This window comes from Allobosea sp. (assembly GCF_030694325.1).
Lineage (GTDB): Bacteria > Pseudomonadota > Alphaproteobacteria > Rhizobiales > Beijerinckiaceae > Allobosea.
On record NZ_JAUXYO010000112.1, the window covers coordinates 15,589 to 28,795 of the forward strand.

At 68.0% G+C, this 13,207-nt stretch carries 9 protein-coding genes; 3 read left to right on the top strand and 6 right to left on the bottom strand.

What is annotated here, in order from left to right; translation table 11 throughout:
• Positions 1 to 82 precede the first annotated feature (82 nt).
• Complete coding sequence (locus Q8M82_RS06905; RefSeq protein WP_305690639.1) at positions 83 to 1,942, bottom strand: hypothetical protein; 1,860 nt, start codon at positions 1,940 to 1,942, stop codon at positions 83 to 85.
• Between the two features lie 117 nt (positions 1,943 to 2,059).
• Here Q8M82_RS06905 and aptA point away from each other — a divergent pair, with 117 nt between their 5' ends.
• Together aptA and Q8M82_RS06915 are read left to right on the top strand one after the other, a co-directional pair.
• Positions 2,060 to 3,400, top strand: coding sequence for an omega-aminotransferase AptA (gene aptA, locus Q8M82_RS06910; protein WP_305690640.1), 1,341 nt, complete (start codon positions 2,060 to 2,062; stop codon positions 3,398 to 3,400).
• 120 nt (positions 3,401 to 3,520) lie between these two features.
• Positions 3,521 to 3,811: a GIY-YIG nuclease family protein gene (locus tag Q8M82_RS06915; RefSeq protein WP_305690641.1), complete on the top strand. Its 291-nt coding sequence runs from the start codon at positions 3,521 to 3,523 to the stop codon at positions 3,809 to 3,811.
• A gap of 95 nt (positions 3,812 to 3,906) precedes the next feature.
• Here the strand turns inward: Q8M82_RS06915 and Q8M82_RS06920 are convergent, their stop codons facing one another.
• The 5 genes from Q8M82_RS06920 to Q8M82_RS06940 form a co-directional block, all read right to left on the bottom strand.
• Positions 3,907 to 4,401, bottom strand: coding sequence for a peptide deformylase (locus tag Q8M82_RS06920; RefSeq protein ID WP_305690642.1), 495 nt, complete (start codon positions 4,399 to 4,401; stop codon positions 3,907 to 3,909).
• Between the two features lie 7 nt (positions 4,402 to 4,408).
• Positions 4,409 to 6,622 (bottom strand): FAD-dependent oxidoreductase, encoded by a 2,214-nt coding sequence (locus Q8M82_RS06925; RefSeq protein WP_305690643.1) that lies wholly within the window; start codon positions 6,620 to 6,622, stop codon positions 4,409 to 4,411.
• Positions 6,623 to 6,783: 161 nt separating this feature from the next.
• Positions 6,784 to 7,992 (bottom strand): acetyl-CoA C-acetyltransferase, encoded by a 1,209-nt coding sequence (locus tag Q8M82_RS06930; protein WP_305690644.1) that lies wholly within the window; start codon positions 7,990 to 7,992, stop codon positions 6,784 to 6,786.
• Positions 7,993 to 8,140: 148 nt separating this feature from the next.
• The gene (locus Q8M82_RS06935; RefSeq protein WP_305690645.1) at positions 8,141 to 9,937 is read right to left on the bottom strand and encodes an acyl-CoA dehydrogenase C-terminal domain-containing protein; all 1,797 of its coding nucleotides are present in this window, start codon (positions 9,935 to 9,937) and stop codon (positions 8,141 to 8,143) included.
• Positions 9,938 to 10,159: 222 nt separating this feature from the next.
• The gene (locus Q8M82_RS06940) at positions 10,160 to 10,615 is read right to left on the bottom strand and encodes a MerR family transcriptional regulator (protein WP_305690646.1); all 456 of its coding nucleotides are present in this window, start codon (positions 10,613 to 10,615) and stop codon (positions 10,160 to 10,162) included.
• Positions 10,616 to 10,976: 361 nt separating this feature from the next.
• Between Q8M82_RS06940 and Q8M82_RS06945 the strand changes: the two genes are divergently transcribed.
• Positions 10,977 to 13,207: coiled-coil domain-containing protein (locus Q8M82_RS06945; RefSeq protein ID WP_305690647.1), on the top strand; the 2,231-nt coding region annotated here is incomplete at its 3' end.

Below are 13,207 nucleotides of genomic sequence, written 5' to 3' on the forward strand. Positions count from 1 at the left end.
CGCCCGCCCGCAAGCGAGCTTGCGCCGGTTTTGGCGGGCTCGAAGCCCGGCCGTGACCACGAGCAGACCCTGCCGGCGCCCTCTAATGTCCGGCGAGGCCGATGTCCTTGACGATGCGGTCGGCCACCTCGGCGCCGAAACCCCGGCGCATCAGCCACAGGCGCGGCTGCGCATGGAAAATCGGGAACAGCTCGCACAGAGCCGAAATCGCCTGGACCCGCTCTTCCTCGTTGCCTGTCTGGACGGCCCGGATGGCACGGCCGAGCAGGGTGAAGGGGTTCGCGCCGCCGCCGAGGAACTCACCATGCGCGCGCGACACCTGGCGAGCGCCGAGCAGATGAGCGCCCAGAAGCGCAAAAAAATCATAGGAGGGAGGGCGACCGGCGCTGAGCGCGATCGCTTTCTCCAGCAAGGGCAGGCCCTCGGCCGGGCGGTTCATCTGGATGTAGCGCGCGCCCAGCGTGGCCATGATGTCCGGGTCGTAGGGGTTACGGGCCAACGAGACGAGGCCGGCCTTGATCGCCTCGTCGATGGCGCCGCGCTTGAACAGGGCCGCCATCAGCGATTGCTGCGCCCGCGCGCTCGAGGGCGCCAGCCGAACGGCGGTGAGCGCGGCGGTCAGAGCCCGCTCGAGCGGCTCCGGCAGCGGATTGAAGCCGAAGCTGTGCTCGAAGGTGTAGAGCACAGCGAGTTGGGCCCAGGCCGGATAAAAGGTCGGATCTCGTGCGACGAGATCCTCCAGGCAGCGCCGCGCCGAGAGATGCGCCTCCGTGACCATGGTCCGGCGCACGTCGATCGCCTCGTAGACGCAGCGCATCGGCTCGGGCGCCCCGTATTGCCGGACATCGGCGTGAATGATCCCGAAGGGCTCCGCCAGTCGCGTCGCCAGGCGCCGGGCGATGTCCGGCAGATCGCTCTGGTCGGCGTTGATCGGCCTGCCCGACGACACCGACCAGACGATGCGCCCGTCGCGCACGGAACGGAGCCTGCCGAAGCCTTCCGTGCCGCCCGGAACCGGCTGAGCCATCAGTTCAAAAACGTAATCGGCGCCCCCGGGCACGGCCTGGCCCGGCGAAGGCACCTTGACCGTCAGCAAATCGTCGAAGCGGGACAGGGCGTCGACTAGGAAGGTGGCAAAGCGGCGCGCATCATCGGAAAGCGCCGGATTGGCCCGCAGGTCCTGCACCGTCACGGCCAGGAGGAGCGTCTCCGTCTGCACGCCCCGCATGGAGACCGCGGCTGCGGGCGACGACGAGGCAAGGGAAGGAGCCGCCGGAAGCTGGTCGGTCGCGACCACCGCGCCGGGCTCGCGCCCGACGATGCCGCCATGCCAGGCGACCAGCGCGAGCAGCGCCGCGCAAAGGGCAAGGCCCGCGACGAGCGGCCAGCGCCGCGCCCTGCGGCGCTCCAGACCCTCGTCTTCCGGTGGCGAGCCCAGCGACGTCGCCTGCTGCAGCTGCCCCGCTGGCGCTTCTCCGGATGGCTGCAACGAGCTGGACTGCCTCGCTGGGACGACTTCCACCCGCTCGAAGGCCGGGACATAGGCCCCGACCGGAATCGTGATCCTCACGGGATCGGCGATGCCGTCACCGGCGTAATACTGCGCGAGGGCCCGACGGAGGCGGCCCGCCTCGACGCGCACGATCGGGTCGGACTGGGGATCGAAGTCCGTCGACCGGCCGAACGCCTCGACCGCGATCGTGTAGCCCTTCAGCTCGGCGCCGCGGCCCGCCACGGCCCGCTCGACGATGAACGCCAGGAACGCCGACAGCTGCGGCGCAGCGCGAAACGCATCGGATGCAAGGATCCGGGCGAGCCCGGCGCGGATGTCCGCGGCGGGTTCGCCGTCCAGAGGCTCTAATCCTGCGCCAGAATCAGTCATGGGGGTCCGGTTCAGTTTACGCCCCTTCGTCCGAATACAGCAAAAGCGACGTTGGGTCACCCCGCACCGCGATCGGCCCCCGCTCTCACGGCCACGCAGGGATGCCGCGTCTCGCTTGCAATTTACAGCCCGGATCGTGCTGTTAGGTTGAGTTATTGTTAATCACAGGATCCTCCGATGACCGCAGCCTCCTCCACCATCGCGAGCCCCAACGATCTCGATGCCTTCTGGATGCCGTTCACGGCGAACCGGGCGTTCAAGCAGCGGCCACGTATGATCTCCCGGGCGGAGGGGATGTACTACTACACCCCCGAGGGCAAGCCGGTGATGGACGGCACGGCCGGCCTCTGGTGCTGCAATGCCGGCCACAAGCGCCGGCCGATCATCGAGGCGATCCAGGCCCAGGCCGAGGAGCTCGATTTCGCCCCGAATTTCCAGTTCGGCCATCCCAAGGTCTTCGCCGCGGCCGCGCGCATCGCGGCGCTGGCGCCGGGCGATCTCGACCACGTCTTCTTCGCCGGCTCGGGCTCGGAGGCCGCCGACACGGCGCTGAAGATCGCGATCGCCTACTGGAACGTGACCGGCAAGGGCTCCAAGACCCGGCTGATCGGGCGCGAGCGCGGCTATCACGGCGTCGGCTTCGGCGGCATCTCGGTCGGCGGCATCGTCTCGAACCGCAAGTTCTTCGGCTCGCTCCTGGCCGGCTCCGATCACATGCCTGCGACCTATGACCGCGAGAAGCAGCGCTTCACCAAGGGCGAGCCGGAATACGGCGCGCATTTCGCCGACGAGCTCGAGCGGATCGTCACCCTGCACGACGCCTCGACCATCGCCGCCGTGATGGTCGAGCCGATGGCGGGCTCGACCGGCGTGCTGCCTCCGCCCAAGGGCTATCTCCAGCGCCTGCGCGAGATCTGCACGAAGCACGGCATCCTCTTGATCTTCGACGAGGTCATCTCGGGCTTCGGCCGGCTGGGCTTCGCCTTCGCGGCCGAGCGCTACGGCGTCGTCCCCGACATGATCACCTTCGCCAAGGGCGTGACCTCGGGCACCGTGCCGATGGGCGGGGTGATCGTGCGCAAGCCGATCTTCGACGCCTTCATGAACGGCCCCGACAACGCCATCGAGCTGTTCCACGGCTACACTTATTCGGGCCATCCGCTGGCGGCGGCGGCCTCGCTGGCGACGCTCGACATCTATCGCGACGAGGGGCTGTTCGAGCGGGCCAAGACGCTGGAGCCGCTCTGGGCCGATGCGATCATGGAGCTGAAGGAGGAGCCCAACGTGCTCGACATCCGCACGCTCGGGCTCGTCGCCGGAATCGACCTGGCCTCGCGGCCCGAGGGCGTCGGCAAGCGCGGCTATGCCGCGATGGAGCACGCCTTCCACGAGGAGGGGCTGATGATCCGCATCACCGGCGACACGATCGCGCTGACCCCGCCGCTGATCGTGACCGAAGACCAGATCGGCGAGATCGTCGAGAAGACGCGCCGGGTGATCAGGGCCGTGGCGGGGTAGGACACCTCCCGTCATTGCAAGCGCAGCGAAGCAATCCAGGGGGGACAGGCTGGACGCCTGCCCCATCCGGTTCAGCGACCGCATTCGTCACATAGGGCCGAATGCGCGAGGCGCAGGGGAATGCGGCAGCCGGTCGTCTACATCATGGCGAGCGGGCGCAACGGCACTCTCTATGTCGGCGTGACCTCCAACATCCGCGAGCGCGCATGGCAACACAGAACCGGCCGCGTTGCCGGCTTTGCCAAGCGGTATGGCTGCCGGTTTCTGGTCTGGTATGAGCATCATGATCGCATGGATGACGCGATCTCACGCGAAAAGCAGATCAAAGCCGGTTCGCGGATCCGGAAGCTGGCCCTGATCGAGGTCAGCAATGCCGGATGGCGCGATCTCTATGAGGATTTCGTTCCGTGATCCCGATGCCGTCGCTGCTGCGCCCTACGTCTCCTGGATTGTTTCGTCGCTCGCGCTCCTCGTAATGACGGGCAGCGCCGGGGGCTCAGAGGCCCCTACCCCCGCTCCAGCTTCCCGTACCGCGCGATCACGCGCTCGCGCTTGAGCCGCGACAGGCGCTGGAGCCAGAAGAGGCCGTCGAGCTGATCGATCTCGTGCTGGTGGCAGGTGGCGAGGAAGCCTTCGGCCTCTTCCTCATGGGCGCCGCCGTCGAGATCGCGCCAACTGAGGCGGACTTTCGCCGGCCGCTCGACCTCCTCGGTGACGCCAGGCATCGAGACACTGCCCTCGGTGGCGCGGGCGGTGTCCGGCGAGGCCCAGAGGATCTGCGGATTGACGTAGGTCCGGACGTCGCCCGGCGTCAGCTCCAGCACGACGAGCCGCAGGGATACGCCGATATGGGGCGCGGTGATGCCGACGCCGGGCGCGGCGCGCATCGTCTCCAGCAGATCGGCGGCGAGCTGCCGCAGATCCGCATCGAAGCGCTCGACCGGCTCCGCGACCGCGCGCAGGCGCGGATCGGGGAATCGGAGGATCGGCCGGATCGCCAAGGCCGCCTCAGGCGGCCTTGGCGGCGGCCTTGGCGGCGGCGGCGCCGTAATAGCTCTCGCCGGTCTTGGCCATGCGCTTGAGCTGGCGGTTGGGCTTGAAGCGCTCGCCATGCTTTTTCGCCAGGCTTTCGCAGAGCTTCACGAAGGCGGCGGCGCCCATATTGTCGATGAAGGAGAGCGTACCGCCGCTGTAGGGCGCGAAGCCGAAACCGATGATCGAGCCGACATCGGCCTCGCGCGGATCGGTGACGACGCCCTCTTCATAGGTGCGGGCCGCCTCCAGCGCCTGCGTGACCAGCAGGCGGTGCTTCAGTTCCTGCATGTCGACCTGGTCCGGTGCGAGCCGCTTGCCGACGAGATCGGCCAGCCCCGGCCAGAGGCGCTTGGGGCCCGCTTCCGGATAGTCGTAGAAGCCCTTCTTGTTCTTGCGGCCGAGGCGCCCGTGCTTCTCGACCATGTCGGAAAGCAGCTTCTCCTGCGCCGGATCGACGGCGTCCTCGCCGAGCTGGACCTTGGTCGCCTTGAGCACCTTGAAGGCGAGATCGACCGCGACCTCGTCATTGAGCGAGAGCGGGCCGACCGGCATGCCGGCCTGCTTGCCGGCTGCCTCGATCATCGCCGGCGGCACGCCCTCCATCAGCATGAGATGGCCTTCGCGCAGATAATTGCCGACGCAGCGGTTGGCATAGAAGCCGCGCGTGTCGTTGACGACGATCGGCGTCTTCTTGATGGCGCGAACGAAGTCGAGCGCCATGGCGAGCGCCTTCTTGCCGGTCTTCTTGGCCATGATGACCTCGACCAGAAGCATCTTCTCGACCGGCGAGAAGAAGTGGATGCCGATGAAGTTCTGCGGCCGCTGGCTCGTGGTGGCCAGCCCGGTGATCGGCAGCGTCGAGGTGTTGGAGCCGAAGATGGTCTTGGGGCCCACGGCGGCCTCGACCTTCGCGATGACCTCGGCCTTGACCTTGGGATCCTCGAACACGGCCTCGACCACGAGGTCGCAGCCCTTCAACGCAGCGTAGTCGGCGGTCGCCGTGATGCGGGAGAGCAGCGCGTCGCGGTCGGCGGTCTTGGCGCGACCCTTCATGATCTGGTCGGAGACGAGCTTGTGCGAATAGGCCTTGCCCTTGTCGGCAGCCTCCTGGTCGCGATCGACCAGTACGACCTCGAGGCCTGCCTGCGCCGTGACATAGGCGATGCCGGCGCCCATGAAGCCGGCGCCGACGACGCCGACCTTCTTCAGCTTGCTCGGCGGGATATCGGCGGGACGGCGCGCGCCCTTGTTGAGCTCCTGCATCGAGACGAAGAGCGAGCGGATCATCGAGGCCGCCTCCTTCGTCCGCAGGATCTTGGCGAAGTAGCGGCTCTCGACTTTCAACCCGAGATCGATCGGGAGCTGCAGCCCCTCATAGACCGCGCTCAGGATCGCGCGGGCGGCCGGGTAATTGTCGTTGGTCTCGCGGCGATAGATCGCGTTGGCGGGCGGCCAAATCTGCATGCCGGCCGGCGAATAGACCTTGTTGGAGGGCAGCTTGAAGCCCTTCTGGTCCCAGGGCGCGGTCGCGGTCGGGTTGGCCTTGAGCCACTCCTTGGCGTTGGCCACGAGCTGATCGCGCGGGACGACCGCGTGGACGAGGCCGGTGTTGCGCGCGGGCAGGGCCTTCACCTGCTCGCCCTTGAACATCATCTGCAGGGCGTCGCCGGTCTGCATCAGGCGGGCGACGCGCTGGGTGCCGCCAGCGCCCGGAAACAGCCCAACCTTGATCTCGGGCAGGCCGACGCGGGTCGCGGCATCGTCGGAGACGACGCGATACTGGCAGGCGAGCGCGAGTTCGAAGGCGCCGCCGAGGCAGACGCCATGGATCGCGGCGGCAAAGGGTTTCCCGCAGGTCTCGAGCTTGCGGTAGAGCAGCGAGAGCTTGCGGCTCTCGTCGAAGAAGCTCTGCATCGCGACCTGCTCGCCCTTCTCCTTCGTCAGGCGGATGTAGAGGTCGCGCAGGCCCTGCAGCATGGTCAGGTCGGCACCGCCGGAGAAGGCCTCCTTGCCGGAGGTGATGACGCAGCCCTTGATGGCTTCGGTCGAGGCGACCGTGTCGATGATCTGGTCGATCTCGGCCATGAGCTCGGGCGTGATGACGTTCATCGAGCGGCCCGGCATGTCCCAGGTCGCGGTCGCGATGCCGTCGGCATCGGTCTCGAAGCGGAAATTGGTGAGGTTCATGGATGGTCCCTCCGGGGTCCTTGGCGGGAAGCGTTCTGAATGAGGCGCTTCCCCTCCCCCTTGTGGGGAGGGGAGAGGGGTGGGGTCGCGCCACCAGGCGATCGCTCACCAAGCGGCCCCCCATCCCCGGCCCTTCCCCACAAGGGGGAAGGGAGGGAGGTTCACACCCGCTCGATGATCGTCGCGACGCCCATGCCGGCGGCGACGCAGAGCGTCACCAGGGCGGTGTTCTTGTCCGTGCGCTCCAGCTCGTCGAGCACGGTGCCGAGGATCATCGCGCCGGTAGCACCGAGCGGGTGGCCCATGGCGATGGCGCCGCCATTCACGTTCAGGATGTCGTCGTCGATGTCGAAGGCCTGCTGGAAGCGCAGCACGACCGAGGAGAAGGCCTCGTTCAGCTCGAACAGGTCGATGTCCTTCGTCGTCATGCCGGCCTTCTTCAGCACGAGCTCGGTGACGTCGACCGGGCCGGTCAGCATCAGCGCGAGATCGGAGCCGATCGTAGCGAAGGCCCTGATGCGGGCGCGGGGCTTCAGCCCTGCAGCCTTGCCGCCCTTCTTCGAGCCGACGAGCACGGCGGCCGCGCCGTCGACAATGCCCGAGGAATTGCCGGCATGGTGGACGTGGTTGACGAACTCGACATCGGGATGAGCCGCGGTCGCGACCGCGTCGAAGCCGCCCATCTCGCCCATCTGGACGAAGGAGGCCTTCAGCGCGGCGAGCGCCTGCATGTCGGTGCCCGGGCGGATCGTCTCGTCGCGGGCAAGGATGGTCAGGCCGTTGACGTCGGTGACCGGGATCACCGAATTCTTGAAGCGCCCGGCCTCCCAGGCGGCGTGGGCACGCTTGTGCGAGCGCACGGCATAGGCGTCGACATCGTCGCGCGAGAAGCCGTATTTCGTCGCGATCAGATCGGCCGAGATGCCCTGGGGCATGAAATAGGTGTCGATGGCGACGGAGGGGTCGACGGCGATGCCGAAGCCCGAGGCGCCCATGCCGACGCGGCTCATGCTCTCGACGCCGCCGCCGATCGCCAGCTCCTTCTGGCCCGACATCACCTGCGCTGCGGCGAGGTTCACCGCATCCAGCCCCGAGGCGCAGAAGCGGTTGATCTGGATGCCCGGCACCTCCTTGCCGTAGCCGGCCTTGAGGGCGACTGTGCGGGCGATGTCGGCGCCGGCCTCGCCGACCGGATCGACGCAGCCAAAGACCACGTCCTCGACGAGCTTGGTGTCGAGGTCGTTGCGGTCCCGCAGCGCGCGCAGCGTCGTCGTGCCGAGCTCGATCGCGGTCACTTCGTGCAGCGAGCCGTCGGCCTTGCCCTTGCCGCGCGGCGTGCGGACATGGTCGTAGATGAATGCGTCTGCCATCAGGGGCCTCCCGGGCTGGCCGCAGCGAGGCGGCTCGTTCTCGTGCCGGACGTCATGGTCGGGCTTGACCCGACCATCTCGTCATCCAGCGGCGTGTGCAAGGTCTGCAAGACATGGTCGGGTCAAGCCCGACCATGACGCGAGATCTTCAGAACTGCTCGGCGCTCAGCGCCATCGTCGAATCCGCGCCGCTGGTGATCCGCGCCAGATGCGCCGCCGTCTCGGGCAGGCTGCGCTCCATGAAGAAGCGGGCCGTGACGAGCTTGGTGTTCATGCGCTCGGTCGCGCCATTGGCGCCGGCCTTCAACTTGTCCTGCGCGACCTTGGCCATCTTCGCCCACATATAGCCGAGCGAGACGAGGCCGAGCAGGTGCATGTAGTCGGTCGCGCCGGCACCGGCATTGTCCGGCTTGGCGAGCGCGTTGTTCATGAACCACATCGTCGCCTGCTGGAGATGGCCGAGCGAGGCTCCGAGCGGCGCGAGCAGCGGCTTCAGCGTCTCGTCCTCGCCGTTCTCCTTCAGGAAGCCGCCGACCTCGTTGAAGAAGGCCATGATGGCGCGGCCGCCGTCGCGACCGAGCTTGCGGCCGACGAGGTCCATCGCCTGCACGCCGTTGGCGCCCTCGTAGATCATGGCGATGCGGGCGTCGCGGACGAACTGTTCCATACCCCAGTCGGCGATGTAGCCATGGCCGCCGAACATCTGCTGGGCCTTCACCGTGTTGTCGAAGCCGACATCGGTGAGCACGCCCTTCAGCACCGGGGTCATCAGGCCGAGCTGGTCGTCGGCGGCCTGGCGCTCGGCGGCATCGCCCGAGCGGTGGGCGATGTCCGATTTCAGCGCGTTCCAGAGCACGAAGGCGCGCGCCGCCTCATTGAAGGCCTTGATCGACATCAGCGTGCGTCGCACGTCGGGGTGGACGATGATCGGGTCTGCCGCCTTGTCGGGGCTTTTCGCGCCGGTGAGCGAGCGGCCCTGGATGCGGTCCTGCGCATAGGCCACCGCGTTCTGGTAGGCGCCCTCGGACTGCGCCAGCCCCTGAATGGCGACGCCGAGCCTGGCCTCGGTCATCATCACGAACATGGCGTTGAGGCCCTTGTTCTCGGTGCCGATGAGCCAGCCCTTCGCCCCGTCATAGTTCATGACGCAGGTGGCGTTTCCGTGAATGCCCATCTTGTGCTCGATCGAGCCGCAGGAGACGTGGTTGTTCTCGCCCACCGAGCCGTCTGCGCCGATCGCGTTGCGCGGCACGACAAAGAGCGAGATGCCCTTGACGCCGGCCGGTGCGCCCTCGATGCGGGCGAGCACGAGGTGGATGATATTCTCGGTGATGTCCTGCTCGCCGGCCGAGATGAAGATCTTGGTGCCGGTGATGGCGTAGGAGCCGTCGCCATTGGGGACGGCCTTGGTCTTGATCAGGCCGAGATCGGTGCCGCAATGCGGCTCGGTCAGGTTCATCGTCCCTGACCACACGCCCTCGATCATCTTGGGCAGATAGGTGCGCTTCTGCTCGTCCGAGCCGTGGACGTTGAGCGCCGCGATCGCGCCCATGGTCAGGCCGGGATACATGGCGAAGGCCATGTTCGCCGAGGAGGCGAATTCGTTCATGACGGCACCCAGCGTGTAGGGCAGGCCCTGGCCGCCATACTCCGGATCCATGGCCAGCCCGATCCAGCCGCCCTGGGCATAGGCCTCGTGAGCGGCCTTGAACCCCTTCGGCGTGGTGACGCGGCCGTCGGCGTGGCGGGTGCAGCCCTCCTGGTCGCCCGACAGGTTCAGAGGCTGGAGCACCTCCTCGCAGAGCTTGGCGCCCTCGCCGAGCACAGCCTCGACGACGTCCGGCGTCGCATCGGCGAAGCCGGGCAAATTGTTGTAGCGTTCGATGGCGAAAACGTCGTTCAGCAGAAACAGCGTGTCTTCGACGGGTGCCTTGTAAACCGGCATGGCGTTCCTCCCTCGCATCGCGCGGTCGCCGAGCTGGGCGACTTGATCGTTCACATATAAACTATCCTGCCCTCCGTGGCAATGGAGATCCGCTTTTGTCCGCAGGCAAAGGCCACTCATGACGAAAAACGCCCCGACCAGAGGTCGGGGCGTTATGAAAATCAAGGTTGCTCACGGCCTGCAGCCCGGAGCCTTGCGCCGGGTCGCGGTTTGGTCGTTGGGTCAGGCCTTGGCGAAGCGGGCGGCGGAGGCTTCCAGCTCCGCGATCGCATCGTCGATCTCGGCACGCTGGTTCCGCAGCAGCTCGAGCTGCTCGAGCACCTGCTCGCGGCTGAGCTGCAGGCCGCCGACGGAGGCCGCGCCGGGCTCGCCGCCCTTCTTGTCCTCGTTGGCCAGCATGGCCCGGATCTCGACCAGGGTGAAGCCGAGCTGCTTGCCCTTGAGGATCAGCGCTAGCCGGGCGCGGTCCCGGCTCGAATAGATGCGGGTCATGCCCGAGCGGGCCGGAGCGATCAGGCCCCGCGATTCATAAAACCGCAGGGTGCGCAGCGTCACGCCGAAGTCGCGGGCGAGGTCGCTGATCGTGAAACCACCCGACTGATCGGAGTCGGCTGCGGTCGAAGCGGCGCGGCCATCGGCAATGGCGGAGGCCGCCAGAGCTGAGCTGTGGCGAGACATCGGGTTCAATCCTTGAGTGCTGAGGCGTCGCCGGCCGAATCGGCGGCAATCGTTGGCTGGTCGCTGGGATAGCCGAGCAACTATCCTTGCGTCAGGTAATGAGCCGCTTCCCTGAGGTAAGTTACGGTTAGAAGGCCGAACAGCGGCCCGATCCAGGCTGCGCCGTTGGCGAAAAATTAACGGATGGCGCCTGAATCTTAACCCGCTGTTTACCACGCCGGCGAAAAGGTCGGGCTTGCGGATCGGCTCGGCGTTTGCGGGAACGTAATCTTCAGCTGTCGCCGAATCGCAGGAAGCCGTGGCAGTTCAGGGGCCTGCGCCTTCCCATTGCGGACACGGAGCCCCTTAGGCGAGCGTCATCATGGCCACTAGCTTGCCCTGGAGCGTGAAGGGCGTCGATCCCCGCACCCGCGATGCCGCGAAGGCCGCGGCTCGGCGCGCCGGCATGACGCTGGGCGAGTGGCTGGACCACAAGTTGCGGGAAGAGGCGCCCGCGGAGCCGAGCCAGCCCGAGCAACTGGACATTGCCGCCCTGTCCGAGCGTCTGGCCCGTCTGTCCCAGGGTCAGATGGACACCTCCTCACAGCAGGCCGCCCACGGCCATCGCGAAGCCGGCCTTCCGTCCCGAAGCGAAATGGAGGCCCTGGTCGCCCAGGCGTCGCAGGTCGAGAGGATGACCCGCGAATCGAACGCCAAGACCGTGGGCGCGCTCGATTCGATCGCTCGCTGGATCGAGACCGCCGAGCAGCGCATGAGTTCGGGCGAACGCGCCGCCGCCGAACGGCAGGACCGGGCGACCAGCGTCATCGCCGATGCGATCAAGACGATGGGCGATCGGCTGGCCGAGTTCGAACGGCGAGCCGCCGAGCCGGCGCGCGGCAGCGTCCGCACCGACGCGGCACCTCGCCTGGCCTTCAGCCGGGACGGCCTCGCCGCCGCCGTCACCGACATCCGCACGCGCCAGCGCATGCTCGATCAGGAAGAAGCGGCACCGACCCAGCCGGCCGGCGGTCCCGAGAGCCGGATTTCGGCGCTGCGCAACGATCTGCGCGAACTCAGCGCGCGCATCGCCCCGGTCGCTGCCCGGACGGAGCGTCCGACGGCCCCGGTGAGGATGCCCGAGCCTGCCCGCGAGGCGCATTTCAACCAGATCGAGACAATGATCGCCGCGCTGGGATCGCGCCTCGACCGCCTCGACCCCCGTGACCGGCTCGAGCCGATCCTGAAGCCGCTGGCGCGGATCGAATCCGAAGTCCAGCGCCTGGCCCAGGACCGCTCGGGCGAGAGCTTCCAGCGCTTCGAGCTGGAGATCGCCCATCTCGCCGCCAAGGTCGATGCGCTGACGGCCCGCGGCGGAGACCGCACCCTGCTCGTCCCGCTGCAGCGCGACATTGCGGAACTGCGCGACATCCTCGCGTCCAATGGCAGCGAGGCCCGGCTCGGGGAGCTGTCGCATCAGGTCTCGGCCCTGTCTCACGAGATCGGCCGGCTGCGCGACAATCGTTCCGACGGCCGCGACCTGCAGGGGCTGGCGGCGGCCATCGACGACATTCGCGACGCGATCCTGACCGATCGCGGCCAGGCGCGGGCGCAGGATCTGGAGCCTCTCGCGGCGCTGTCGCGGCAGATCGACAGTCTCGCGAGCAAGATCGACGCGCGCGCGGCGGACCCCCGTTCCGATCGCCAGATCGAGGACAGGATCGACGCGCTGCAGGCCCGCATCGAGGCGCTGGCGGAAAAGGGACCGACCGCGGTCACCCGCCAGATCGAGGCGCTGGCCGGCCGCATCGAGAACCTCGCAGCCTCGAGCAGCCTCGCCCATCTCGTCAGCGACGGGCAGGCCGTCCAGGTCGCGCCGGTCGATCTCAGGCCGGTCGAGGAGATGCTGCGCAACCTCGCCGACAAGATCGACGAAGCGGGGCGCCCGGGCGCCGACAGCGGCTCCTTCGACGCACTCGAACAGCAGATCTCCGGCCTTGCACAGCGGCTCGACGCCGCTGCCGCGACCCGCTCCGCCGAGACCGGCATGGAGCGGACGCTGCAGGATCTCGTCACGCACCTTCACTCGCTGCGGGAGGAGACGACGGAGGCGGCCGAGCGCGCCGCCCGCGCCGCGATGTCCGACCATCTCGGCAAGGTCGCACCGGCGCAAAACGGCATCGCCGAACTGGGGTCGCTGCTCTCCGGCCTTCAGGAGAGCCATGCATCGACCGGGCGCGAGACGCAGGATGCGATCGGCGCCGTCCACCAGACCCTTGAGACGATCATCTCGCGGCTCTCCAGCCTGGAGGCCGAGTTGGTCGCCGACCGGCAGGCCGCCGTGGCGCCTCAGCCGGCACGCACACCGATGCCGCCCCGCATCGCCGCGACCGAACGGGCGGCCGGCAAGGCGCCCGTCCTGCCGGCGGCAACCATGCCCGCGGGCATGAGCGTCGCCCTCGAAGACCGGATCGCCGCACCCGAACGCGCGCCGCAGCCGAAGAGCGAGGCGCCCGCCGCACCGGTTGCAGCCGCAGAGAACACGCTCAGCGCGGCGCTCGACGTACCGCTCGAGCCCGGCTCGGGCCGGCCGCGCCCCGACGTCCCGCCCGC